This is a genomic window from Mesorhizobium ciceri biovar biserrulae WSM1271 (genome assembly GCF_000185905.1).
Lineage (GTDB): Bacteria > Pseudomonadota > Alphaproteobacteria > Rhizobiales > Rhizobiaceae > Mesorhizobium > Mesorhizobium ciceri.
Map to the genome: position 1 here is coordinate 271,962 of NC_014918.1, position 25,877 is coordinate 297,838.

At 60.0% G+C, this 25,877-nt stretch carries 21 protein-coding genes and 1 pseudogene; 12 read left to right on the forward strand and 10 right to left on the reverse strand.

The window, feature by feature from the left end; genetic code table 11:
• Window positions 1-82: 82 nt before the first annotated feature.
• From MESCI_RS31525 to MESCI_RS31540, 4 genes are all read right to left on the reverse strand, one after another.
• Window positions 83-1,429, reverse strand: a complete 1,347-nt coding sequence (locus MESCI_RS31525) for an NAD(P)/FAD-dependent oxidoreductase (protein ID WP_164756567.1) — start codon at window positions 1,427-1,429, stop codon at window positions 83-85.
• A 53-nt stretch (window positions 1,430-1,482) separates the two neighbouring features.
• Window positions 1,483-2,136 carry a DUF2243 domain-containing protein gene (locus MESCI_RS31530; RefSeq protein WP_013525266.1) on the reverse strand — a complete coding sequence of 218 codons (654 nt, stop codon included), beginning with the start codon at window positions 2,134-2,136 and terminating at the stop codon, window positions 1,483-1,485.
• Between the two features lies 1 nt (window position 2,137).
• Entirely contained in the window at window positions 2,138-2,308 is a 171-nt protein-coding gene (locus tag MESCI_RS31535; RefSeq protein WP_013525040.1) for a hypothetical protein, read from the reverse strand.
• 325 nt (window positions 2,309-2,633) lie between these two features.
• Complete coding sequence (locus MESCI_RS31540; protein ID WP_164920090.1) at window positions 2,634-3,065, reverse strand: urocanate hydratase; 432 nt, start codon at window positions 3,063-3,065, stop codon at window positions 2,634-2,636.
• Window positions 3,066-3,744: 679 nt separating this feature from the next.
• Between MESCI_RS31540 and MESCI_RS31545 the strand changes: the two genes are divergently transcribed.
• Window positions 3,745-4,257 (forward strand): hypothetical protein, encoded by a 513-nt coding sequence (locus tag MESCI_RS31545; protein WP_164920103.1) that lies wholly within the window; start codon window positions 3,745-3,747, stop codon window positions 4,255-4,257.
• A 241-nt stretch (window positions 4,258-4,498) separates the two neighbouring features.
• On the opposite strand, the gene MESCI_RS32985 is transcribed toward MESCI_RS31545, so the two are convergent.
• The gene (locus MESCI_RS32985; protein WP_245265408.1) at window positions 4,499-4,708 is read right to left on the reverse strand and encodes a hypothetical protein; all 210 of its coding nucleotides are present in this window, start codon (window positions 4,706-4,708) and stop codon (window positions 4,499-4,501) included.
• A 756-nt stretch (window positions 4,709-5,464) separates the two neighbouring features.
• Between MESCI_RS32985 and MESCI_RS31560 the strand changes: the two genes are divergently transcribed.
• From MESCI_RS31560 to MESCI_RS31575, 4 genes are all read left to right on the forward strand, one after another.
• Entirely contained in the window at window positions 5,465-5,965 is a 501-nt protein-coding gene (locus MESCI_RS31560) for a periplasmic protein tonb (RefSeq protein ID WP_013525268.1), read from the forward strand.
• Window positions 5,966-6,023: 58 nt separating this feature from the next.
• A complete protein-coding gene (locus MESCI_RS31565; protein ID WP_013525269.1) occupies window positions 6,024-6,326 on the forward strand; it encodes a hypothetical protein in 303 nt (100 codons plus the stop codon).
• Between the two features lie 826 nt (window positions 6,327-7,152).
• The gene (locus MESCI_RS31570) at window positions 7,153-7,341 is read left to right on the forward strand and encodes a DUF768 domain-containing protein (protein WP_337123932.1); all 189 of its coding nucleotides are present in this window, start codon (window positions 7,153-7,155) and stop codon (window positions 7,339-7,341) included.
• A 630-nt stretch (window positions 7,342-7,971) separates the two neighbouring features.
• Window positions 7,972-9,159 (forward strand): cation:proton antiporter, encoded by a 1,188-nt coding sequence (locus tag MESCI_RS31575; RefSeq protein WP_013525270.1) that lies wholly within the window; start codon window positions 7,972-7,974, stop codon window positions 9,157-9,159.
• 644 nt (window positions 9,160-9,803) lie between these two features.
• On the opposite strand, the gene MESCI_RS31580 is transcribed toward MESCI_RS31575, so the two are convergent.
• Window positions 9,804-11,150, reverse strand: a complete 1,347-nt coding sequence (locus MESCI_RS31580; protein WP_013525271.1) for a family 1 glycosylhydrolase — start codon at window positions 11,148-11,150, stop codon at window positions 9,804-9,806.
• A 459-nt stretch (window positions 11,151-11,609) separates the two neighbouring features.
• On the opposite strand from MESCI_RS31580, the gene MESCI_RS31585 reads away from it, so the two are divergent.
• Both MESCI_RS31585 and MESCI_RS31590 read left to right on the forward strand, forming a co-directional pair.
• Window positions 11,610-11,915 (forward strand): invasion associated locus B family protein, encoded by a 306-nt coding sequence (locus MESCI_RS31585; protein ID WP_081714437.1) that lies wholly within the window; start codon window positions 11,610-11,612, stop codon window positions 11,913-11,915.
• Between the two features lie 235 nt (window positions 11,916-12,150).
• On the forward strand, window positions 12,151-12,750 hold the full coding sequence (locus MESCI_RS31590; RefSeq protein WP_013525272.1) for a sulfotransferase family protein: 600 nt from the start codon (window positions 12,151-12,153) through the stop codon (window positions 12,748-12,750).
• A 432-nt stretch (window positions 12,751-13,182) separates the two neighbouring features.
• Here MESCI_RS31590 and MESCI_RS31595 read toward each other — a convergent pair whose 3' ends face one another.
• Window positions 13,183-13,413, reverse strand: coding sequence for a DUF1127 domain-containing protein (locus MESCI_RS31595; RefSeq protein ID WP_164920104.1), 231 nt, complete (start codon window positions 13,411-13,413; stop codon window positions 13,183-13,185).
• A 119-nt stretch (window positions 13,414-13,532) separates the two neighbouring features.
• On the opposite strand from MESCI_RS31595, the gene MESCI_RS31600 reads away from it, so the two are divergent.
• Window positions 13,533-14,438, forward strand: coding sequence for a transcriptional regulator GcvA (locus MESCI_RS31600; protein ID WP_013525273.1), 906 nt, complete (start codon window positions 13,533-13,535; stop codon window positions 14,436-14,438).
• Window positions 14,439-14,696: 258 nt separating this feature from the next.
• Here the strand turns inward: MESCI_RS31600 and MESCI_RS31605 are convergent.
• Window positions 14,697-14,897, reverse strand: a pseudogene (locus MESCI_RS31605) (helix-turn-helix domain-containing protein); the annotation flags it as partial.
• Between the two features lie 102 nt (window positions 14,898-14,999).
• Entirely contained in the window at window positions 15,000-16,391 is a 1,392-nt protein-coding gene (locus MESCI_RS31610) for an FAD-binding oxidoreductase (protein ID WP_013525274.1), read from the reverse strand.
• Between the two features lie 1,706 nt (window positions 16,392-18,097).
• Between MESCI_RS31610 and MESCI_RS31620 the strand changes: the two genes are divergently transcribed.
• Window positions 18,098-18,781, forward strand: coding sequence for an ATP-dependent DNA ligase (locus MESCI_RS31620; protein ID WP_245268658.1), 684 nt, complete (start codon window positions 18,098-18,100; stop codon window positions 18,779-18,781).
• Window positions 18,782-18,825: 44 nt separating this feature from the next.
• Here MESCI_RS31620 and MESCI_RS31625 read toward each other — a convergent pair whose 3' ends face one another.
• The gene (locus MESCI_RS31625; RefSeq protein WP_013525276.1) at window positions 18,826-20,283 is read right to left on the reverse strand and encodes a caspase family protein; all 1,458 of its coding nucleotides are present in this window, start codon (window positions 20,281-20,283) and stop codon (window positions 18,826-18,828) included.
• Between the two features lie 187 nt (window positions 20,284-20,470).
• On the opposite strand from MESCI_RS31625, the gene MESCI_RS31630 reads away from it, so the two are divergent.
• The 3 genes from MESCI_RS31630 (at window position 20,471) to MESCI_RS31640 (ending at window position 25,857) form a co-directional block, all read left to right on the forward strand.
• Window positions 20,471-21,196 (forward strand): hypothetical protein, encoded by a 726-nt coding sequence (locus MESCI_RS31630; RefSeq protein ID WP_013525277.1) that lies wholly within the window; start codon window positions 20,471-20,473, stop codon window positions 21,194-21,196.
• Window positions 21,197-21,435: 239 nt separating this feature from the next.
• The gene (locus MESCI_RS31635) at window positions 21,436-24,615 is read left to right on the forward strand and encodes an autotransporter domain-containing protein (protein ID WP_013525278.1); all 3,180 of its coding nucleotides are present in this window, start codon (window positions 21,436-21,438) and stop codon (window positions 24,613-24,615) included.
• 132 nt (window positions 24,616-24,747) lie between these two features.
• A complete protein-coding gene (locus MESCI_RS31640) occupies window positions 24,748-25,857 on the forward strand; it encodes an OmpA family protein (protein WP_013525279.1) in 1,110 nt (369 codons plus the stop codon).
• The last annotated feature ends 20 nt before the right edge of the window (window positions 25,858-25,877 follow it).

The following is a 25,877-nucleotide window of genomic DNA, read 5'->3' on the forward strand; positions in this document are numbered from 1 at the left end:
GACCTGTTACACCGGCGTCGCTGATGGCTGATTTCCAGCCCCTGAGCGCAGTCTGGTGAGCCCTGAATGGACTCGCTCAATCTCAGCGCGCCCGGGCAATGCCGGGGAGGGCGTCTGCGTCCGGTGGCAAGGCCTCTCTCGGGGCTGGCTGTTCTGCTGCAGGCGACGGTGGTGGACCCGGTTCGGCCCGTTCCTCGGCGATCAGCCGGGCGCCGCGTTCATAGGTGAGATAGCGCCACAGCCATTGGATCGAGACCTGGACTCGGTGTTGAAAACCGACGAGCAGGTAAACATGGATGATCGCCCAAGCGGACCAGGCGAACCAGCCTTTCAATTTCAGCCTGCCGGACTCGAACACGGCAGCATGGCGGCCGACGATCGCCGTGTTGCCTCGATTTCTGAAGACAAAAGCCGGGAGATCCTCGCCAGTATCTGTCCGGCGTGCCAGGGCCTTGCCGAGGTGCTCGCCCTGCTGCTTGGCCACCTGGGCAAGACCCGGCAGTGGCTGGCCGTTCTCGTCGAGGAACAGCGCGACATCGCCAAGCGCGAAGATGTCGGAACGGCCCATTACCTGCAGGTCGGATCCGACCTTCACCCGGCCGCCGCGGTCTAGCCCGACACCAAGCTGGGCCGCCAGCGGCGAAGCCGCCACTCCGGCGGCCCAGAGCGTCAAGGCTACCGGGATGACCTTGCCGCCGACGGTGATCTTCTGTGCTTCGATCGCCTCGACGCGACTGTCGAGCGCGACGTCGACGCCCAGGCTTTCGAGGCGCAGACGTGCATATTCGGAAAGCTCCGGAGCGAAGCCGGCGAGCAGACGGTTGCCGGCTTCGACAAGTATGATCTTTGTCTTCTCTGGCCGGATGTTGCGGAAGTCGCGTGCCAGCGTGTGCCGGCTGAGTTCTGCGATGGAGCCCGCCAGTTCCACGCCGGTCGGGCCGCCGCCGATGATGGCGATCGTCATCAGCCGTGATTGCTCGACTGGATCGGTTGTCCGTTCCGCATGCTCAAACGACAGCAGCAGCCGTGACCGTATCGTGCGGGCGTCCTCGATGCTCTTCAAGCCCGGACAAACCCGAGCCCAGCTCTCCTGGCTGAAGTAGAATGGCTGCGAGCCCGTTGCCAAGACCAGCAGGTCATAGGGAACCGTGGTCCCATCGGCCAGAACCAGTATCCTGGCCTCGGTGTCGATCTTGGCGACATTGCCGAAGAGGACCTGAACAGAGGGATAGCGGCCCAGTATCTTGCGGATTGGCTCGGCGATGTCAGGCGCCGACAAGGCGGCTGTTGCAACCTGATATAGCAGGGGCTGGAACAGGTGGTGATTGTGGCGGTCGATGATCGTGACCCCGATCTCCGCCCCGCCGAGCGCCTTGGCTACCTCCAGACCGGCAAACCCTCCGCCGACCACCACGATGCGGGGTATCATACTTCTGCTGTGGCTACCCTCGATGTTCCGTTGGATGGCGCGTTGCATGATTGCTACTCCCCAGTCCGGTTCCGCAGGTCATAAGCTTGAAGGAATGCCTCGTTGCTGGATGGGACGACTGACATCCCAGCTCGAAAGACGATGACGGAAGTGGCGGCACCGTTGAAGAGCGGGCCAGCACCCGCAGCCAGTCCTGCAAGCAGGACGATGCTGGTCAGAGCCGCCGAGGCACCTGCCGGTCCACCGCGGTTGGGCAGCACCAGCACCAACAGCAGCGGCACGATTCCGAAGATGACCAGCCACCCAATATCCCAGGCGAGCGGCATGTCGCTGTTCATCTTGATCCGATGCAGGCCGAGCAGCCAATGGAACACAATGGCGTCCACCAGATGCCAGACGCCGAACCCGATGAAGGCCAGCCGAAGGATCTCGGTCGTCGTTACGGCCCGCCTGCCTGCTGCCCTCGCCGCCACCAGCAGCACCGTGCCGGCAACGGCGAACACGTACATGAACAAGTGGAAGAGGCCGTCGGCCATGATCTGGAAGCGCAGGTCGGAACCCGCCGGGTCGGCGAGGCCCGAGAGAAGATGATGCCATTGCAGAATCTGGTGCAGGACGATGCCGTCGAAGAAAGCGCCCAGCGCGAAGCCGAGCAGAAGCCAGCCGACTCTCGTTCTCGGATCGAGTTTCGCGGTGATGGTGTCCATATCAGGACGACTCCGCCGAAACCGGAGAGCCAAGTCTGGTTAGCAGCTCCAGGTGCATCGCCCTGTCCGGCGTCGGGTCGTGGAGATCATGACGGGCCTCGATCCAGAAGGCGGTAATCAGCCCGCCGACCACTGTCGTCAGAACCAAAGTCCCAGCAATGATTGCCAGCATGGATGTCGACCCTTCAACCGCGGGCACGCCGCGCCCGACCCGAACCTTGGCTTCTGCCGTATGTTCCCTCGCGTCGGGCGTTCTGGGGAGGAACAATCAACTTACATCATGGTTCGGATGCCCTGTTGGGGGATGGCTGAAGCGGAGAACATTCATGAGTGAATATTCGGCGGCGGCTCCGAGCAGCCGCGACGACCACAAGCCGCGGGGCATCACCCGCTGGCTGTTTTCGACAACATGATCTGAGGGTTCACGTGCTGAGCTCCGGCGATGCCTTCGATCTTGCGATGCGACGTCCGGCAGGGGGTCCGGGAGCCTCGCCGCGTCAAAGCTGATGCGGTGGCGCGACGACAGCAAGGAAGACACGGCCTCCGCCGCCCCCCTCGCGAAGTCGTCGAGGTGACAGACTCGTCGCGTGGGCAAACAGCCTCGTCCCAACGGGCACCAGCGCTCGATCATGCTCGGCCAACGAAGAAAAGGGGTGCCGCTTCAAGACGCAGAATGCGCGTGTCGTTGAAATGCAATCGGAGGTGAAGAAGATCATGGGCCGCGGCTGCGACGAGCAATCGAGGATCGCTTCAGTTCGGCGGCCGGAGCTCTCTTGGGATTCATCATCGATCCTGATTGGGTCTTCCCTTAGCATTTTGACTGCCTCGTCCTTGCTGAGGCCGCAGTTGTGCGCAAAGTAGGTCGCTTCAATCGCCTTTTCACGATCCGCCGTGGATTCTGTGTGCTGTTTGGGTTTTTTGCCCATCATTCTCTACCTTGCATGCCACCGAACCGTCACAGTGCTGTGTTGTTCCCATGACATCGGTTCTGCTGACCTGCCGAGGCGCGGTTGCCTGATGTGCTCGACAAACGATATCCGCAACGCGCGAATGTCGTGACTTCAATGGTTTGACAGTAAAAGAGCCCGCGCCGTGGGAGGGGCCGGCGCGGGCGATCGGGTGACCGATCTTGCAGCGCGGGTCGACCGCTGCACGCCCCGAACTGTGCTTGCGGGAATTTGTTCCAGGTGCATTGCTCCGCGTCGGCGTCGCGGGTTTATGCAGGGGATGCGCTTGGCATTTCGCTTCGGACCCCGTCCAGACCTTGGATCTGTCTCTGCAAATGTGAGTGAACGTTCACTGTAAGTAGGTGGTCACGCGTGAGTGAATGGCGAACGCGAGCGGGTGATCTGATGCTATCGCATCGTTTCCACCTGCAGTCGTATGCAGAGCCTTAGCAGTTTTTAGCCGCATTCCTGACCTCGATGAACAGGGTCGAGAAGGTGCAGTCCATCACCGAAGATGTAGTCCGTGCAGATTCGGAATGTTCGCCGGTCACGAAGAATGATGTGATCTGCCGCTTACCCTCGCCGGTGTGCTTGGTGGAGCCGACCAGGCCGTCGATAAGGACAAACGAATGCGAGGGCCGGTCGCCTCACGGACAAGGTCATGATTGGCCTGGAATTCCTTCTCCTGGATCGGGATGCCTTTCAGGACCGCCAGATCGGTCTCCCGGAGCTCAGAGATTTTCTGCAGCTTGCGAAGACACGTATCCAGGTCTGCCCTTTTGTCCCCAACCTCACCCCCGGACTCGGGAGGGCGTCGCAACCGGAGCGTGGCAGCAAAGGAATCCGGCGGATACCTGCCTCGGAACAGATCATCGACGATCCTGTTGGGGCAGGAAACCGAAATCATTCCAAATGTGAAGGCAGGACAACAGACGAAGGGAAACCGAAGATGTCGAAGTCTTCCGACCGCACCGCACCCGGCGAAGGCAAGATCGAAACCGGCCCGAAAACATCTCCGCAACAGGATCCGGTGGAGGGATCTCGCGAGACAATCGATCGCGAACTCGAGCGGACAGATGACGAATATAGTTCCGACGAGGCGGAACGCTCGCGCCGAGACGTGCAAAAAAAGGTGGCGGAAGAGACCGAGCTGCCGGAACGCGGCTCGGCATAAGGATTGCCGGCACGTGCCAGGCAGAGACATGGAAGGTTCCATCCGAGGCCGTATCGCTGCTTTTTCGTGCTGCCTTCAACGCACCACACAAACCCGTGCGCGGTGCGCGGCGGTGATCCCAAGACGGCCAGGCTATCTTCGATGCCAAAGCTTGATTGTCGAGACCAACCACCCATGGCGTGGTCGCCTGGCGACGCGGCCTATCGCCGATCACACCTCGCCAGCGATCTCGGCAACACTGTCAGGCTGCGCCGGCCCCTAGCTGCGAGCGGGCGAAGTCGCGGGCTGCGGAAGTGCCTCTGGGAAAGCCGCTGCGATCGCCATAGTCGCGCGGCCTGTTCCCGCTGCGAGCGTGGCGCGCGGACACGCCCTTCGCACCGATGATGCCGAGCAATGTGATGCCGGCGACCATGGCACGCGCGAGGCCCACATTGTCGCTTGGGACTGTCATGCCGATAGGCTGTCAACAATGTCGCGATGTCCAGCCCTCGCCAGCGACCCGGCTCCACAGCCCGGCCTGCTTGTCCACTGAAAGTGAGAGTATGCCGCTGCTTATTTCCCGCGCCCCAAAAGCACGGAGCAGATCTTCCTTGCCGCTCATGCCGAGGCACCGGCAATCCGCTCGGCGCCGACCAGATCGACGACACCCAGCGCGATGCTGAACCAGGCTCGTCATCCGGCTGTTCATGCCACATCACCTGGGGAAGTCGCTCTTGTCGGTCTGTTGGGCGCAGGTCGGGCAGGCGTGAAAACGCCTATGGCGCAGCTTAGGTGGGCCAAGGTCAACGAGCCTCGTCATTGCCTTCTCGCGAGGGCCACCAACGGCGGTGCTCGGCGCGTCTGCGAGGGTCGCGCACCTCAACTCGACGACATTAACCCGGACGCGCATGCTGATCCGACTGGAGCAGGGCGAGGGACGTTGCGACCGCGACGCCATGCTCTCGACGCATCGTTTGGAACTGCTGCGGCTGAAATCCTGAGCCCGCCACCGGCCGACTGTAGCGCGAAACGGCTGCCAAACGAGCGATGTCCGGGCCTTCAAGGCCTCTTCTATTCCGGCCAAGCCGGCCCGGAGCCCGCATTCAGTCACATCCCTTGGACTTGGGTGCAGAGTTGCTGCATCGAGGCCATTTGAGCAGCCGAGTTTGCGCCCGAACCCGTGTTGGTGCTGGCAGTCTTATCACCAGCTGTGTCCGAGGATCCCGACGTGCCGGTGGTCGTACCCGAGCCGATACTGTTGCTAGCCGTGGTGTTGCTGCCGGTCGAACCCGAGGATCCCGACGTGCCGGTGGTTGTACCCGAACCAGTGCTGTTGCTAGCCGTGCTGTTACTGCCGGTCGAACCCGAGCTGCCTGATGTGCCGGTCGTTGTGCCAGAGCCAGTGCCGTTACTGGCCGTCATTCTCGAGCAGTCGGAGCGAACCTGTGCCTGCTGTTCAGAGCTCAGCGAAGACCAGTTCCGGCGGATCTCATCCTGCGACAGAAGTCTTCCCGAATTGGCGTCGCTGAAGAATGAGCCGGAGAGCTTGCTGTCCCAACCGCTCGGGATACCGCTTTGGCCGGAGCCGGACGTAGAACTCATACCCGAACCGGCCGATGAGCCGGACGTTCCGTTTGTGCCGCTGGATGTTCCCGACGACTGTGCGAAGGCTGCGGTGGCGAGACAGAGAGAGATTGCTGTTGCTGTCAAAATCTTACGTTTCATGTGAGTCTCCATTAGTGGGCGGCGCCCTTGTGGCGTCGCCCCCTAATCCAGAGGAAAGGCACTTGTTCCTGTATAGAGCGGAATTCAATGTCATGATCCTTGTGCACCAGTCCTGGGTCTCAAATGCGATGCCGGGGCGCTTCAACCACCAGCGAACCGCAGGCAAGGGCAAGACGCCCGCGATCGTGATCGCTGGGAATGGTATCGCTTTTGCCAAGGAGAAGAAGGTGGTGGTGAGTGACGCTGCGGACCTGTGCTCTACCAAGCACTCCGCCAAGAAGCCGGTGCCAGAGCTGGACTGCAGTTCGACTGGAACGGCCAAATTGCCGGCCGGTGCAACGCCGGAAAAACCACACCTCGGATAAACACCAATCCGTGGATGGAAAAAGACTTTCAGTGAAACGCGCGCTGGCGACGCTGCCTCTCGGGGAACATTGTCGCCTGGAAACACTTCGCACTGTCACATCAGTTCAACGTTCCCCTTTGGAACTGGCCCGCTGCCGAAAGGTGGCGGGCAGTTTAGCATCAGCTTGACGGCTTGATCGCCCACCACCTTTAGCGCCGGCCCAGCCCGGCCGGTTTTTTGTACATTAGCGGAACCTGAAAACTTGGCGGCTGGTTCTCAATCGACGTCGAGCCCCCTTCGCTTCTGGTCGAGGGCCGTAACCCTCGGCCGGGCGCGCATCGCTCCGCCAGTGGTGCGGGCCCACCTCGCTCTTCAAAGTTACAGTGGCTTTTGCGTTGGGTCGGCAGCCGTAGGCTTTGTCAACAAGGCAATTTTTCGCCGCAGCGCCGTCATATGCCTTTCGACCAGGCGCACGTGCTCGGCGTCGACGGTCACCATGGCCGGAGACTGGTGGTCGCCTTGTGGCTGAGGGTCACCTTGTCGCCGTCGATGCGCGTGATCGGGCCGATCAATTCCATATGCTGCCAATCCAGCCTTCGAAGCCGAATCGACACAACCGAATGCGGGAAGTAGTCGTAAGAGGGGATCGTCACGCTTGATGGGATCGGGCGTCACCCGGCCGCGCACAGTCGCCGTGACGGCGACCTCGTCGCCAACTTTGAAATTACCTCGAGCCATGTCCAAGAGACAGGAGCAGCCGGCGATGGGGTCAAAATGAGCGGAACCTAATATGCGCGGGCGCCTTATCTGCTCATGAGCACGCGCGGCGCAGACTTTCTGCACAAGTGGATTTCGAACATGTCCCTAACACGGTCGGGACTGATACAACCTCTGTTGCCGAGCTGACCCAAGAGCTCTTCGCCGATGCTAAAGCGCTCGGCATCAAAACCACTGAGATCGAGGAAGACGTGGGCAGCGCCTACGAAGCGATCCTAAACGCGGTGTTCCGCCGTAACGGTCATTTGGCAAACTGATCATGTCCGACCTAGGCCGGACGCCTTCGCAAGCGCAGATCGCAGTTGGCGCCACCATGGGGTGATTGCTGGGCACCACGGCAAGAAGCATTGTTGTTAGTCGCTTCCTCAAACGGCTCTACTGACATCCCAGATGTGAGGTTTGTTCCCGCTCATGTCTCGGTCTTTGCAAGGGTACACGTAGGGTCGGAGAGCGAAAGCGCTCTGCGTCCTGCAACCAAGAGGTACACCGCGCTCTTTGCAGCACGTGTCGAGCGTCGTCGGCGCATATGTTCATGTGTGCTCACGGAAAGCGCGCCCAGACAGACCGACCGGGCAAGGGTGGGTGCGAGGAACGCGGAAGGGAGGCGGAGCCTTGCACTCAAGAAAGACCTGCGGCACATCTCAGCAGCCAGCGATATCAAGCTCGAGCAGCATCCAATGATTGCCAGTCGGGTGCCATTAAGTACCAAATCGCGGTCGCAGTATAGCTCCAGGCCTGTGAGCTCACCGCCGCAGCAATTGTCACCAGCAGGATTAGCACCATCGTCTCGCACGTGGTTTCGGTGGCGTCGTACATTACATTGGCGGGAGTGTGAACAGACCTCAGGAAGCTCACCCTTTCGTAACTTCGCTTGACTAGGAGGAACTGTGGAAGCGTTGTCTATCCCCACCCTAGGAATGATCCTGCTCACGGCCTCGCTGGTGGCCATGATTTCGAGGCGTCTGCGGCTGCCTTACAGTGTCGGCTTGGTTGTCGCCGGCATTGCACTGAGCTTCCTCCCGGGCGTTGCCGAGCTGCCTCTCAGCCGTGATCTGATTTTCACCGTGTTCCTGCCGCCGCTGATCTTCCAGGCTGCCCTGGAGATCGAGTGGCGTCACTTCAGAGTAGATCTGCCGGTGACAGCGCTGCTTGCCTTTCCAGGGGTCGCGATCGCAGCTGCGGCAGTGGCGGTCGGCATGCATCTGCTGCTTGGGTGGAGCTGGATTGGAGCGAGCCTGTTCGGTGTGCTGATCGCCGCCACGGACCCGGTATCAGTGCTGGCGGCCTTCAAGGAAATGAAAGTGCAAGCTCGCCTCCGTCTCCTTGTCGAATCCGAAAGCCTACTCAACGACGGTGCAGCCGCGGTGGGTTTTGCAATTCTCATCTCTGTGGCTGCTGGCGCCAGCGCAACGCCGTTAGCTATAGCGTCGTCATTTGGCTGGACAGTGACGGGTGGGGTGGCCGCAGGCGCGGCTGTGGCAGCGTTAATTCTTCTTATCGCGGGGCGGACTGAAGATTACCTGGTTGAGATCACATTGACAACGATTGCCGCCTACGGCTCTTTTCTTGCCGCTGAAAAGTTCGGCATGTCGGGTGTGCTGGCGACGCTGACTGCCGGCCTGCTGGTCGGAAATGTCGGCTGGAAGGGTGCTATCTCGGCCAATGCACGAAGCCACGTGCTCGCCTTTTGGACCTATTCGGCGTTCCTGGCCAACTCCATTGTGTTCATTCTGATTGGTGGACATGAAGCCCACCAGCCGTTGGGGATCTTTTCCGCAAGCTCCTTTATTGCTGTCGTGCTCGTGCTCCTCGGCCGCGTGCTGGCCATCTATCCACTCTGTGCCCTGCTGAGGGGGACCTCACTCCAGGTCAACGTCAAGTACCAGCACATTCTGGTCTGGGGAGGACTGCGAGGATCGCTTGCACTGGCGTTGGCCCTTGCACTGCCGCAAGGGATACCCGAAAGGGGGGAAATCATCGTCACGGCGTTTGCTGTCGTGGCGTTTTCAATTTTCGTCCAGGGCCTCACTATGCCTTGGCTTATCCGAAGGATGGGGCTGACGATTAGAGACTGAGACTTGGTCGCCCCGCTCCGCCGCCGACCTAGACGCCCGACCAGTCACCGGCTAAGCAGAAGAGGGGATCGTCATGCTGATGCGATCCGGCGTCGCACGGCCACGCACCACCGCCGTGACAGCGCGCCTTCATCGCCACTTTGAAACCCCCACCCTTCTCCAAGAGTCTGGAGCGGGTGGGTCCGCGTCAAGCAAGAGCTAGTAAACATCCCGCTTACAGGCGCTCAGAGCGTTCGTTCGGGATGGCATTGGTCGTCATGGCAAGACGATCTAAAACCTTGCGGGATCTTTCGTTGTTCGAAGCGTCGCTTCGATGGTCAAGTGGAGGTCATCCAACTGTGCATCTGCCCGTCGCTGAAATTCCCGCGCGAATTTGATCAGCGAGGCGTCTGGATGCTAAGGGCTCGGCGCGTTCATTTCCGAGCGACCCAGTTGACCAACTTGGGGTCTGGATTCTGCTTTCCGGTAAGTGTGGCGACCAACGACGCGGCGTGATACCGCCATTGGTCTTTCGGGATGTTGTCTTCGACCACCAGTCTCTTGAATGACCGATGTCCACTCAATGAACGCCACCTTCTCGCCTGTCATGGTCTCGATCGACTTCACAGGGGTTCTCAATCCACGCCCGCGCACCTGCGGCGTGCTTATCCAGGCGCATCAGGTTCGGCCTCTATCCGGGGCAGAGCAAATGGTTCGGAGCCGCCTTCAGCGACCCGGTCCACGCTCAGCAGGCTGCGCGCATACTCCTGCTGCGCACGAACAATGGCATCATTCTGCTGCGAGGGAAGAAAGACCGGCAAAGCAAGGCACACACTTTGTGTGGCCAACAGCTTATTCCAGTTCGCGACCAGCGCCTTGAAAGCCCGTCCAACCGCCCTTGGATTGCGGTCGAGGTCATAGAGGCCCAGCGGATTGACCCGTCCGTTGTTCTCCCGAAGCGCACTGTCCCAGTCCACCTGATCCGTCAGTGAGTACCAGGTGAAGCCTACGATGGGGATGCCGTCGTTGCGGATGCGCAGCACGTTGGCCCACTCTTTCCACAACCAATAGACGGCCTCGTCTCCATTAGGGCCTTCGCTGATGTTGGTCTCTGTATGCATGACAGGTAGCCGGTAGCGGTTGAAGTACTGCCGCGTGATCTCGTCGTAGCCAAACACCTCGCCGGACCCGGACGTCGTGCCGTCTTCCCAAACCCGATGTTCGTTGGTCTGGTAATAATCGGTGCCCATCACGCAATGCCGACGCAGATGGTTCTCCAGGAAGAAACTGTATTCTTCGGCCGTCATCCCGTTTTCGAGAAGGTAACGATAGGTGCGCGCGTCGACGTCGTGACCGTAGTTGAGATCAAGCGACAGGAAACGCTCTCTGTTGAACCGCTCCGCCCCTAAGATCGCCTCGGGAGAGTCGGCGTGGAAGTATTCCGAGGATTCGCTCTGAATAAAAATCGCGTCCGGTCGCACCTCGAGGATCGCCCGCATGGCAAGCACGTTTGCCTTCACGATGTGCTTGAGGGCGGTGACGAAGGCGGTGTCGCTGCTCAGTTGCTCGTTCCACCAACCCCAGCGGGCTGAAAAGGTGGCGCAGATGAACATCTCATTTATTGGCGTGAAGAGCTGGATCCACGGATAGCGGATCGCAAAATCCCGGGCATAGTGTTCGAATAGTCTCGGAAAGTCGGGGTTCTGGAAATTACCAACCCAGTCCGGCACGCCAAAATGGCAAAGGTCGACGATCGGGAGAACGTCCTTCGCCTTTAGGTCGGAGAAGGTCTCGTCGGCGAAAGCCCAGTCGTAACGTCTATCAGCTAGCCACGTTTTGTGAATGGGAGGTCCGTAGCGGAGGAAATGGAGCCCGAGGTCCTGGACGAGTTCGAAGTCGGTGCGCCATCGATGGTAGAAGCGACATTTTTCCAGTTCGTCGACCCGCTCCCGCCCTCCTCGAATAGTCGGTGTGCTGTTCTCGATGCCGGTGGCAAACATGAACGTGAACATTGATGGTCCTCAGCCAATGCAGACATGCCTGACTTGCTCAACGTTCAGTGCTCCACGCCGTTCCTGCAAGGTGGTTGAGGGTCGGTGATCCTGGCCTGGCCGAGGCGGTTGTCCACCGTAACCACCCACAGCGTCTTCGGCGAAGCCTTCGCCAAGTCGAGCCTGAAGGAGTTCAGCGACAGCCGGTCGATCGGTGCCAAGCTCGGCTTCAGTGTCAAGTGGTAGTCGGCAGGTTGCAGGCTGATAGGGGCAATGAGCTTGGCGCCGAAGCGAGCCGGGCTGATACGAATAGATCAAGATATGATCCGTAGGAACTGGGGCTGAAGCCTCCTGCTGATGCAACTGCTGCGCTCTGATGGGCTTTGCCATTTCGGTGTTTGCGCAAAAGATGATATGGGTCCCGGGCGGTGCGACGTCACTCCAGGAGAGCTACCAGGACTGGAGCCTCACATGTCATAGATCGCCTGCGCTGTCTCACAGCAACAAACGCAGCAGAACGGCCAGCGGACAAGGCTGTCGAGCTCAGGCGGATCAGCGATGGGACCTTGGCCGGCAACCTCGTGCTTCCGTGGGCTTCTGCTCGACGCCGGCGCAAGCCTGCAGATCGACGACGGCCCGTCGCTCGACGTGCTTCGCTTCTCGACCTGCGTGCCCGCCGGCTGCATCGTCCAGCTCACCCTCGATGAAGGAACAGTGGCCGCATTGCGGGGAGGAGCGGCGCTGAAGAGCGAGGTCAGGAGCACCGATCAGAAGGAGGCGCTGTGATGGCCGGGATTGCGAGATTTCTAGCGGCTATGATACTGGAACGAAGTCTGCCGCCTGGTTTCTGCGGCTCGGATCGCAATCGACGCCGTAACCGGCAGGCCGGGTATTTAGTCTTCGGACAGAGCGAGTTCGGCGCATCTCTCGATATTCCAATTGGTCTCTCAGGATGCGCCAGGACCATCCTCCCTTCCCAACCGGTGCAATCTATGATCCGCTCCCGCCACAGGAGGATCGCATGGCATTCTCTGTTATCGGGGCTGGGTTCGGCCGCACCGGCACGCACACTCTGAACTTGGCGCTTGAAATGCTCGGGTTTGGGCCGTGCCATCACATGGAGGACGTCAACTCTAACCCCGAGCACCGCGACCTGATCCGCGCGGCCGGGCGCCGCGAGCCGGCGAACTGGGACGTCGTCTATGCCGGTTACAAGTCGGCAGTCGACTGGCCGACGGCCTATTTCTGGCGCGAACTCGCCGAGTATTTCCCCGACGCCAAGCTCATCCTCACCGTTCGCAACCCCGAGGACTGGTACAGGAGCGCACGCGTCACGATCTTCAACACCATGGGCGAGACCGCCGACCCGCAAAGTTTTGGCCGGGCCGTCATAGAGACGAAAATTTTCGGCGGTCGTCTCGACGACGAAACCCATGCTATCGAAGTGCTCGAAGCCCACAACGCCGAAGTGATCTCAGCTTTCCCGCCGTCGCGCCTGCTGGTCTGTAAGGTGGCCGACGGCTGGCCGAACCTGTGCGCCTTTCTCGGCGTGCCGATCCCGGCTGAACCCTTCCCCCACAGCAACACCACTACCGAATTCCGAAACCGCTTCGCCAAATAAGCCCCACACCGAGTTCGACGCCGAAGCCAGGCCAATGCGCGTAGCAGCCTGTCCACGCCGGCTCCGTTGCGTGTAACCAACGGGGGAGCGGGTGCATCAGAAAGGGACGGTGGGCGCTGTTGGGCGCGAAGGTGCCATGCGGCTAGCCGCTCTCGGATGTCCGCTACTGGGCGGCGGCCATGATAAGTGCAATGGCCAACTTGAGGCGCAAAGTCGCCCGACTGCAACAGCGTGCGCGTGTTCGACCATGATGTCAGTGGCACCATAGCGGCGGCGCGAAGAACCTCGCCCCACGTACGGCCAGGCTGGTCGAGGGACGGCTGCAGGATTGCGAGGAGCCGGGTTGCCGATGCGTCGGCAAGCCGGTCCTCAAGGGGTCATTTTTAGGTAGGCACCGGCTTGGTCCGACCAGAATACAACGGCGGCCAAGAGTTAGGCCTGCCAAGGCCACTTCGCGCATTCGTTCCGAACCTGCGTACGACTAAGACCCAGGTCTGCAAGCTGATGGTCTTCGAGCTCGGCCAGCTGTTCACGTTGGCAGTAGAGTTGTATCCAACGCGATACTGTCACAATAGCTCCTGTCGCATTGTTGATGATGTGACGAACATGCGTCGGCAACGACGACGGAGGCCTCCGGCCTTCAGTAAGCGGGTGATTGAACATTTCTCATCCTCTCGCTGCATCCATGTTGACGTGTCGCGCTGAAATGCTCCAATCTGCCCACGGGCGCAAAGCATGGTTTCTCGTGCTTGGCCGAATTTTTCTCATGACATGGTAGAAAATTGGCTCGCCGACTGCCATCACTCAACGCCCTCAAGGCCTTCGAGGCCGCGGCTCGCCACGGGAGTTTCACCAGGGCGGCGGACGAACTATCCGTGACGCAGGGCGCGGTGAGCCATCAGGTGAAGGCGCTCGAGCTCGAATTGGGCGTCAGGCTGTTCGATCGCGAACGTCAAAAGCTGAGCATCACGCGAGCCGGCCTCTCCTATCTAGAGGTGGTACGTGATGCCTTCGACCGTATAGCTCTCGGCACGCAACGCATTCAGCATCTATCCAGGGCCGGCGCGTTGACGGTCAGCACGTCGCCCGACTTTGCCTCCAAGTGGTTGGTAAATCGCCTTGGCAGGTTTGCAGAGACGCATCCGGACATCGACCTCAGGGTTTCCGCAACCATGCATCACGTCGACTTCGCAAGAGAGGACGTCGATCTTGCCGTGCGGCATGGCGATGGCAACTGGGCTGGGCATGATGTGGTCCGCCTGTGTTCCGAGCAGCTGTTCGCGGTTTGCAGTCCCAAACTTCATCAGCGGATGCGCGAGCCGTCCGATGTGTTGAAATTTCCGCTGCTGCATCTTGATGACCGGAAGGACTGGTCGGAATGGCTCGAGGCTGCTGGCGTGCGAGATGCCAGACTCTCCCACGGACCGGTCCTGAACCGTGCCAGCATGGTCATAGACGCCGCTGTCGACGGCCAGGGCGTCGCACTCGCCCGCACCACGCTTGCGGCTTGGGATCTCATCAACGGGCGCCTCGTCAGACCGTTCGCTACGGCTCTGCGATTGTCCAAGACCTACTGGATCGTCTGCCCCCAGGCGACGTCGATGGTCCCTAAAATCGTAACATTTCGCGAATGGCTGTTGGCCGAGGCCGCTGATGACGTGTCTCGCCTGCAGACGCTCGATCCATAGTGGCACTTCCAATCGCGAACGCACGGCAGTCGCAAGCGCCCGACTGCGACGGCGAAGGTCCGATTATCGGTCTCAAGCAGTGATTCAGACGAAGGCAGATAAAGTTCGGCTGACGCGCACCCGCGGTCGCCGGAATGTCAGCGCTTCGGCATTCGCAAAGTAGAACTCTAGGACCGATTTGAGGGGCAGCGCTGACATTGATCGGGAACAGATAATCCGTAATGCCGCCCGCAGGTGCCGCCTTCGACTAGGTGCTTCCAATCCACGTGACAAGCGCACACCAGGACCACCGCCACTCTCTGAAATGAACTCTATTCCGGCTGCTTCGAACGTTGCTTTAAGCTGAACTATTGTGGACTGTTTCAACGTCTCGCCTCGTTCGAATCGCACAACGGTTTGAGTTGAGACTCCGGCCTCCTTAGCAAGCTCTAAAACCCCCCAGCCCAATGCAGCTCGTGCCCGTTTTGCCGCGGGGAGGAAATAGGACGCGCCTTTAGTGCCGCGATCATGCTGACCCCAAGGGAACTTTCGATCAGTTCGCCCCAGTTTGTCGAAGGGCGCTTAATGTGTCGCGGTCGAGATGTTTTGGTTGACGCTAAAAAAGTTGGTCGGGTCGTATTTGCTTTTCACTTCCGCAAGCCGTCTGTAGTTTTCGCCGAATGAGGCGCGGATAACTTGGTCCGCGGGCTCGCTCTGAAAGTTCAGAAGGTGCATCCCGCTCGAATGCGGCTCGAACGCATCATACATGGCGCGTACCCAGGCAATATGCCTTTCGCTTTCGGCCGGATCCACCCACTGCGCGGTCATTCCTATGTTGTATTCCGCGCCGCGCTGGGCGAAGGCGGATTCAGCGCGACTGATCCTGCCTGGCGCGCCGCCATAGAACTCTACGATGCAGGCCGAAAGAGGCGACTTCATGCGATTTCCATGCTCGACAAGCAGGTCTATGATCGTGTCGGTAAGTTGCGGAACGAAGCTCGCCTTCCAGAAATTGTGGGTGCCGTCCGGGAAAGCGCCGTCAAGCAGCTTCTGCATCGTCGGGAAGGGCATTAGCTGGATGGCATCGAGCATTGGGGGACCGAAAGCTCGCAGCGGCGCCAGCACACGTGCGCCTTCTACCACGTCACCGCACCAGCATGCGATTACGCCGATCGCCGGCATGCCGTCCGGTGTCGTCAGCATGGCCGCGTAGGCAGTCAGTTCCTCCGGTGCCGTGGCCATGAAGTCACGATAGAAGCGCAACACCTCACCGGACTTGTCGCGTGCGTGAACGATCAGGCCGCCGAGCACTGAAGATATTTGCTGCGCCCGGAAGGTGAAGCAGGTGACGATGCCGAAATTGCCGCCGCCGCCGCGCAAAGCCCAGAACAGGTCGGGGTGTTCTTCCATGCTGGCCGTCAGCAGGTTGCCCTCCGCTGTAACCAGCTCAAACGAAATCACATTGTCGCAGCTCAGTCCGTACTTGCGCACCAGCCAGCCTACGCCGCCGCCGAGCGTCAGACCGGCAACGCCGGTCTTAGAGACGACGCCGACCGGCACCGCCAACCCATGCAAATGCGTCTCTCGGTCGAGATCGCCAAGCGTCGCGCCGCCCTGAACTCGCACGGTCTGGGTCTTGGGCTCAACCATCACGCCACGCATGGCGGAGAGGTCGATCACGATGCCGTTGTCGCAGAGCGCGCGCCCGGCGACATTGTGACCGCCCCCACGCACCGCGACAAGAAGGTCGTTTTTAGAAGCGAATTTCACTGCGTGGATTACATCAGCGACACCGAGGCAGCGTGCGATCAGTCCAGGGTGTCGATCAATTGCCGCGTTCCAAATACGGCGTGCCTCGTCGTAATCGGCATCAGCGAGCCGGATAAGGCGGCCAGCCAACCCCGAAGCGAACTCATCGATGAGGTCGGCGCCAATCGGCATGCCATTGCGACTTTGAAGCTGCGTCTCTAACATATCCTCCTCCTCAAGCGCGTAAGCTCAAGCCTCGCGGTGAGAAGTAGCATAACACCAGTTGGCGGGCCTGTGACGCCGAAAACACCTTCGATCCGATAAGTGGCGCTCGGTGCGGAATGGCCGCTTTTGCCAACTGGATTCTAGGAAGCTGCCAGTCGGCTCGCGGCCCCATGACAGTCACATCAAGCAACGGAGAGGCGCACGCCACCAGCCGAGCAGCTCGCACACCACGGTATACCTCGACTAACGTAACACCGCCGCCGGTTGCGGCGTAACATCTGGGTGGATCGACTATTTGTGACAGGGTAGCGTCAGGCCTAAACCTTGAGGTGACAGGGCCGCAGAGATAGCGAGCCATCGGGCAAAAATCGAAAGGTCGGAAGGGTTGCCGTACGGGTTTACCAAGGCAACGACGCTAGGTCTGTTCGCGGACGGTGGAACAAAAACCGCGCTGTCGAGATTCGGTCGTTGCACTGTTCCCATTGGGTGCTTTCCCCATGAGAACTGCCCACTGGCCTGACGGCTGGCGGGCTTTTTTGTATCAGCGGAACCTTATTACTCATGTTCAGTTCTTGGCGGCAGCGCCCCGCACGCTGCTGGCCAAGGAAAGGCAACCCTTGGCCGGGCCCGCATCGGTCCTCACCCAAGCGGTGCGGGCCCACTGTCGATGCTGCCGAGCCCGTCTTCACACCCTTGGGCGTATCTTTCGAACAGTTCCACCTTTTCTGGATAAGGAAGGCGGTGTAAACGCTGGCAACCTTCGCACCGATAGTGGGCGGCAACGATGAACCAACGCCCTGGCTTGGTGAACTCGTTTCCACATCCGGGGCATTTGAGTGTCATCTCAACCGAAGATAGTTTCTGGGAGAGCGGCATCAGGTCGCGTAACTCAAACTGCCGACGCCAGAATCAGCGTTATCCCCACCACCGTCGACGCATAGATCGTGGCTAAAGCACGATCGGTCGAGGAATACTCGGCGGGTGTGCGAGGCCGGCGAAGTCGGGGCCTCGGAATGTTTCGGTGCCCACGGGACGTTGGCGGAAGCGTTGTCATTGCAAGCGCGCAAAGATAGACGCTGGGCTATATCGGCGGCGATCAGAGAATAGTCCGCCACCAATTTCGACCTGTCCGAGACAATGGAGATTTCACGTTGCAACATCGCGCGCCTCCCATGAGTTCTCCCAACTGACGGGTCTAAATTATGTTCCGCCAATTTTGAGAGGGGTGCTGCTGCCGATGTGCTGGCGCGGCTAATCTACCAGCAACAGGAGCGGCTTGCTTTGGCTGCTCGTGCCAAATCACCTGCCGCAAGTCGCGCATGTCGACCTGCTGTCCGCACGTCGGGCAGGTATAGAAGTTGTCGTCCTCATCGGCTGGTTCGCCGCCGTGCTCCTTGCCGGGAATGGATGGTCCACGTCGGACGGCCTCGCCATGGCTGTCAAACAGTCAATTCGTCTAAAATGTTCCGGAACCATTTTAGCGCATGCTAAATTGAAACGCAGTCTTGCGGGTCAGTTCATGCGTCTGAAGTTCATCAGGCCAATGTTTCCCAGGCTTGTCGAGGTCCCCCCGACAGGAGACAACTGGATTCACGAAATCAAGTACGATGGCTATCGGACGCAAATCATAATCGAGACGGCACGGCCCGAGCGATCACCCGGAGGGGGCCTACGACTGGTCATCGACGTACAAGACGATAGTCGAGGTGGCGGCAACCCTTTCCCCCAAGTCGGCAATCATCGACGGCGAGGCAATCGTCCTCAACGGGAAGGGCGTGTCGGATTTCCATTCGCTGCGGTCCGCGATGCGATGGGCGCCGGATCGGATTATCTTCGTCGCCTTCGATCTACTGCACCTGGACGGGGTCAACCTGCGCCCAGCACCTCTGCTGGAACGTCGGGAAAAGCTGCTCGAACTCGTCGGGCCTGCCAAAGGCGTGATCCAGTACAGTCACCATGTGCATGGCGGCGGGGCCGACTTCTACGCTGCGGTTGATCGCATGGGCCTGGAGGGCATGGTGTCGAAGCGGCCTGATAGCGTTTATCGGTCAGGCGACACCGAAGCGTGGCTGAAAACCAAATGCTACGAGGAAGTCGACTTTGAAGTGGCAGGCGTGCAGCTAAAACCGGGATCGGCACCACTCGCTTTGATGGCAACCCGCGATGCGGAACGCCGCTACGTCGGATCGGCTCACATCGCGCTGACCAAAGCCATGCGAGAACGCCTGTGGGCCAAGGTGCAGGAGGGGAAAGGCACGCCACCGAAGGGAGCCGACAAGCCAGACGCCGAATGGATCAAACCTGGCCTTGTCGGACGAGTGAAGACCCTTAAGCGCGAGGACAAGCTACGCCATGCGACTTTGCAGGCGATCCGTGAGGCGAAATCGTGATGTTACGAACGCCAATGAAGTAGGCCCGCCTGACAGCCCACGTCCTAAAACACACCACCGATGCCTATCCCCCCACTAATGTCTGGTGGGGGGGCTATGGGGCGTTGCGGGACGGCCTGCGCGCGTTTCGCCGCCTTGCGGCTGGGGCCGGTTTGCGAAGGGCCGTTGTCCGACGCGACTTTAGCCGGCTTGGCCTTGACGATGACCGGCTGCTTGCAGATTCTGCCGGAACGCAAAAAGAGATCGCCGAGCAATCCGACGGTCGGCTCGGTCGTGGGTGCGATCTGTTTGGTTTTTTTGTAGTAGTCGGTGAGGGCACGGATGGAGCCTGTGCCCCAATCGCCATCAACTTGCATCCGGTAGCACCCCAGGCGACGAAGTTCGGTCTGAATGCTGCGCGCAAGATCGCCTGCCTTGTCCTTTTCCGCTTCGCCCGCCGAGGCGCCGACAATGAGAGTTTCGAGGCCGGAGACGACGCTCTGGCGAGCGACTGCAACGCTTTCGGTTGAAGACAGATTGGCGACCCGAGTGCCGACCGGCTCCGCTGAACCGCCTGACGGTGCCGGAATCTCGACGGACCGCAGCGTCTGTCCGACGATGAGCACGGCGGTCTGCAGGTCGTTGGAGGCGAGCTCTATCTGCAGCTTCTTCTTGGCGTCTGGATCGGACAGGATGCGCGACAGGCTCGCGCTCAACTGCGCCGGATCGAGCATCTGCTGTTCGGTGAAATAGAATTGTTCACGCAGGTTCGACTGATCCCACGGCACCTGGCGGCCGACGGTGAGCGCCTCGGTCTCGTTGCGGACGCGGATCATCATGTCCGAAATGCTCAAGCCAGGAATTTCGACGTTTTTTAGAAGCGCAGTGGTGAACGGGCTGTTTTCGTCTGTCCCGTCGACGGTGACGTTCCCGGGCTGGGTGGCGAAGGCGACAAACGTGTTTTCGCCGACCTCGACCTGCGCCAGACCGTTGGAGATGTTGGCGCCGCTGCCCAGCGGATTGTTGCGGCAGGCATCAAGGAAGATGAAGGTCTGACGGCCGCGACTGGCGAATTTGGCGATCACATCATTCAGCTTGACGGCGTGCGCCGTCAGCTTGTCCAGGTTTTCCGGATCGGGCGTATCGATCGGTAGCAGGTAGTTTTCGCCCTGCACCTGCATGCCGTGGCCGGCGTAGAAGATCAGCACGGCGCTGCTTTCGGGCAGCTTCGCCTCGGCGTCATGGAAAAGCTTGACGAAGCCATCGGCGGTAAGATCGGTTCCAGTCAGAACCTCAAAGTTCAGCCGCTTCAGGCTGTCGGACAGTTTCGTCGCATCGTTGACCGCGTTGGCGAGGTGCTCGAGACGCTTGCTCTGGTAGTTCGTGTTGCCGATGACGATCGCCAGCCGGTTGCGCGGCTGTAATGAGGCGTTCTGTTCGACCGCGGCGCGAACGTCGATCGTGCTCAAAATCGCGAAAAGCATGAGCAGCGGGATGCGCAAGTATCCGTGGCGGTGGGTCATATCGGCATGCTCGTTCCAGCCTGCGTCAATCTTGATCCGGCGGCCTTCGAACGCACCAGTCGCAAACGCAATCTGCCCGAGCGTTTGGACCCCGTGCCGCCAAAGGCCCGCAAATTTTTATACCAAGTATCCTGTCAAAGATAGGAAAAAGGGATTTGTATGCAGTCACTGGACCGTGGAGGGCTCGATGCCGACCAAGATCAACCTCGCGCTGCCGGTTTACGGAGCAGCCTACAAAAGCGTATTCGTTCGCAGCCTTTTTGCGGCCCTGACTCACGAAAGCCTTTCCAGCTACGCGTTCACGCTGTCGGAAATCGAGTACACGGATATACCGTTTTCTCGGAACTATCTGCTCACGAATTTCTACTACAAGAAGCTGGACTGCAGTCACATCCTGATGATCGACAGCGACATGGGCTTTTCGCCCGATCTCATTGCCGCGATGCTGGCGCTCGACAAGCCTGTAGTCGGCACTTTGTATCCGCGGCGTCTGGTCGACCTTCGCAAACTTCACTCGCTGTCGAAACTGCCGTTCGACAAGGCCTTTGCGCAAAGCCTGGAGTTCCTCGGAACCATCATCGAACCGCGGCAGGAGATGGGCGGCTTTGTCCGGGTATCGCTATGTGGCACGGGTATCTTCTTGGTTTCGCGCGACTGCGTCGCCAGGATAATTGAGAAACTGCCCGAAACGGTGAACCGGTCGCGCTACAGAAAAAACAAATACGCCGCACAGTTCGAGAGCTTTCTGACGCCATTTTCGAAGATCGTGACGCCGGACGTGGACTTGCCTACCGATTTTTCTTTTTGTCATCGCTGGGCCCAGCAGTGCGGCGGGGAAATATGGGCAAGTTACGACCGCAAGGTTGCCCACGCGGGAAGCCTGACCGTTTCGGCAGCCTATTCTGACCTCTAGATGTTCGCGTCCTTGTACCGCGTTGTACTGCATCTGAGCGGTTCAATCTGAGTTCGATAGTGACCTTGTCGCCACACATGACCTTATAGTGGCCTGAGAGCGAACGCCTAACCATTGCCGACGAGCAGCGCGCTGCGTACACTGCCTGTCAATCAAGTCAACGAGCCCCATTGAAGGGCCGGTGATTTATTGTAATTGCCTTAACTGTGACGGTATCGATTCTCGTAAGGTGGGATCGAATGAGAGTGCCGCGCGAGGCCTATCAATTGGCGGGTGTTTCGTTGCTTGCGTTAGCGGCGGCATCCACGTTGCAGATATCTGGCGCGGAAGCGTGCTCGGCTATCGCAAGCGGTGCTGGTACAACAGTCGGCTCAGGCATCTCGGCCGAAACGACGTTCGAAACGACATCGGTCACGGTCGAGTGCAGCACAACTGGAAACGTCCAGGATGTCGGCGGCGTATTCACGACGGGGTTCGCGGGATACAAGGGGCAAGCCAACGACTCGTCAACAGTCATCGTCAACGATTATGACGGAAACGGCGATGACATTGTTAGCATCTTTGGCGGTATCCTGGACAACAGCACGCCTACCCCCGTCATAAGTGGCCTGCCGCCGGTAACGTCATCGGCAACGACATCCTTGCAGTCGGCAGAGGGGACCCTCGAACTCTTTGGCGGCAACGACCGGTTCGAGATGTCCTATGGGGATTTGTCGGGCGATCCGTTCGCCCCAAATGTCGACGCCAATCTCGACGCCGGGGCGGGCGATGACACCGTTATCATCCAGGCCGGCAGCATCCACGACATCGATCTTGGAGATGGTGTCGACAGTGTCGTGATATCCGGCAGCGGCACACAGGTCGGCAATGTGACCGGTGGCATCGGTGACGACCTGATATCGGTCGGTATCCTCGAGGTCGAGGAAGGCGTTTTTTTCAGCGAGCCAATCGTCGGTATCATCTCTGGGGGTGAGGGCGGTGATACCATTACCATAGGGGGAGGCAACGTCGAGGCCGTGGATGCCGGGGCCGGCGACGACCAGGTCAGCATCGGCGGCAATACCGCAATCGAATTGGATATCGATGGAGAGGCCGGCAGCGACACAATAACGGTCAGTGGCAACGCCACCATAGGCGGCAGCATTTTCGGCAACGATGGCGACGACACCGTCAACATCGACGGTGGAACCGTCGGCACAACCATATCGCCGGGCATCGTTGATCTTGCGGGCGGCGCCGACATTTTCAACATGACCGCGGGCCATGTGACCGGCTCGGTGTTCGGCGAAGGCGGCGGCAACACCTATACCGTCAGCGGCGGCACGGTCGACGGCTCGATCTATGCCGGCAGCCAGGACGACAGCGTATCGATCTCGGGCAACGCCAGTGTCGGCATCGACCCAGGTGAGGGTGGGGAGGGCACGGATTCTGTCGGGCTGGAGGATGGTGACGACACCTTCGACATGACCGGCGGCACTCTTGCGGGTGCGGTAAGCGGTGGTGCCGGCAATGATGTCATTACGCTGCGCGGCGGCACCATAAACAGTTTTCTGGAAGGCAACGACGGCAACGATCAGATATTGGTCTCCGGCGGCGTGCTTGCGGGAGAGGTCACCGGCGATGTCGGTGACGATCTGATTGTCATCAGCGGCGGCGCCATCGGATCCAGCGTTTCCGGCGGCGCCGGCTTCGACAATGTCTCGGTCACCGGCGGCACCATCACGGGCGGCATAGACGCCGAGCATGTCCATCTGTCGGGCGGCACGATCGGCGGTAACATTACCGGTCTTGGTCCCGACACGCTCGTGATCGACGGCATTGGTGCGGTTGACCCACTCAATTTGAGCGATGGCGTTCTGTTCAGCGGCACGGGCGCCAACGGCACCATCACCGGCACCGATCTCGCTGCCGGCGGCAAGAGCCAGAACTTTACCGGCTTCGACAATTTTTCCTCCGACAATTCCACGCTGCGCTTCAACGGCGGCATACAAGGCATCAACCACCTCAACCTGGGCAGTGGCTCGACGCTGTTCATCAACGGCAACGTCACCATGCCGGGTTCGATCATCGCGACGAATTCGCTGATCGACATGACGAACGGTGTCGCTGGCGATGTGTTGACGCTAGGCGGCCTCACCCTCAACGGTGCCAGCATCGGCCTCGACATCAACCAGCAGACATCTCAGTCGGATCAGCTCATTGCCGATGCGTTTTCGGCAACCGGCGCCAATACCATCATCGTCAACCTGCTCGGCACGCCGCAATTTGCCGAGCCGACCGACATACCGCTCATTGTTTCGACCAACGGCCCGGTCACCGGGACCTTCAGCGTCGCAGGCGTGCCCGGCACACCGGGTTCGCTTTTCACCTATGCGATCGTCACAGGCCCGAATGGCAGCGTGTTCCTGCGTGCCACGCCAGTCAATTTTGGCATTGCGGCGGCGCCGACCAGTGCCACCAACGCCGGCGCGGTCGCGGTGGCAATCGAGGCTCTCTACGGCATAAACCGCGACGCGCTCGATGCTGACCTGCATCTCTCGCCCGCATCCGGTTCTGGAATGGTGCCGGTTTCGGAAAGTTTCGGGGTCTTTGCTTCAGGCCAGTTCGCCCATACCGAGCATGACGGCTACAACATCAGCGGCGGCGGCTTGAACGGCTCCGGCCCGAGCTTCGATGCCAATGATTTTTCGGCTGCCATCAGCCTGGATTTCAATGCCGCCAAACACTTCCAGTTCGACAATGAGTACGGCCTGAACATCGGCGTTTTCGCCGGCTACGCCTCGACCGACGTCAACCTCGGCGCGTTTCGGGGATTTGATGCCATCGGCGAAGGTACCAACAAGGCCGGCCTGTTCGGCGGCTACGCGCTGTTTCGCAAGGACTACAATTACGCGCTCGTCTCGGCCTCCGGCTTCATCGGTGGAAGCGACGTGACGAACGGCGTGCTCGGCACCACCGGCAGCTATGATACCAAGGGCTATGCAGTGACGGCATCGGTCGGCCATATCTTCAAGCTGGGCGAGCGCACCCGCTTCGATCTGCGTGGCGGCCTGCTTGGCGTTTCCTTCCGTGGCGATCCCTATAAAGACAGCGGCGGCAACGAGTTCGGCAAGAGCAAGCTTTCTTTCGGCGCGATCAAGCTCGAGCCCGGCATCTATGGCGACTACACGCTAAGCAACGGAATGGTGATCAGCCCCTATGCGCGAGGCGAATTGCAGCAGCGTTTCGGCTACAAGAACACCACCGAAATCGACACCAGGGAGATCGACTTCAACGATGCCGATTTTTCCGCCGCGCTGTCGACCGGCTTCAACCTGAAGATGTCGGCCGCGACCACCGTCAACGGCGAAGTTCGCGGCAAGGTGTCATCGGACAGTTCCACCATCGGCGCCAAGCTCGGACTGAAGATCGCCTTCTAACCAAGACGATGAACCCGAGATTTGCATCGCTCGGGAGTGGTGCACCGCACCACGCGAGATGCTCGCCAAGCGACAGCAAGTGTTCTATGCTCCTCGCTGAGAAATCGTGAACTGCTCTAGGCAGGGGGTTCCATGTTCGAAGTCGTGGGAGTCTGGTGGAAAACACGGGCAAGAGGCTGGCTCGTTATAAACGCGCTTGGCTTGGTCGTTGCGTTGTTGGTGTTGATTTGGCCCGGACTGGGAACTGCGAAGGCAGAGACGAACTGGACGCTGGACTCGACCGCTTCGGTCCTGACCTACCAGTCGGTCAAGAAGAACACGATCGTCGAAACCAACAAGATCAGGAATATTTCCGGTAGCCTCACCTCGGCGGGTGATGCGAAAGTCACCTTCGACCTCAATTCGGTCGATACAGGGGTTGACCTTCGCAACGTCCGCATGCGGTTCCTTTTCTTCGAGACATTCAAGTTTCCCTCCGCCGAACTGACCGCGAAGGTAGATCCCGCCGCATTTGCCGACCTGGCGACCAAGCGACGTGTGAAGGCGGTTCTTCCGTTCCGTCTCAGCCTGCACGGGGTCGACAAGGATCTTCAAGCCAACATCGTGGTCACCATGATCAGCGACACCATGGTGTCGGTCGCTTCGGAGGCTCCTGTCGCCGTGCATGTGGAAGACTTCGGATTGCTGCCGAACGTGGATAAACTCCAGCAGGCGGCCAACGTGACCAATATTGTTCCCACGGCATCGGTTTCATTCGATTTCGTTTTCATCGCTGACGGCAGCAAGCCGGCTGTTGTCCAACCGGTTGCGGCGAGCACTGCCGATGTCGGGCCTGTCACCACCGATGCGGCGAAGACCAGCTTCAGCGACGAGGAGTGCCTCAACAGGTTCGCGGTGCTGTCGCGCACCGGAGCCATCTACTTTAGAACGGCGAGCGCGCGGCTCGATAGCCAAAGCCGGCCGCTGCTTGCTGAGGTCGTCGGCGTCGTGGGCAAGTGCCCGGGCCTGAAGGTCGAGGTTTCTGGACACACCGATTCCGACGGGTCGCCCATCGAGAACAAGCGCCTGTCGGAGCGAAGGGCCCAGGCGGTTGCCGACGCCATAGTTGCCGCTGGCATTCCGCGCACCCAGATCGCGGCGACTGGCTATGGCGAGGAGCGCCCGGTTGCCGACAACGACACGCCGAAGAACAAGGCGCTCAATCGGCGGATCGAGTTTTCCGCCACTAAGCTCGTCAACTGAGGGACGCCCTGTTGTCCCGG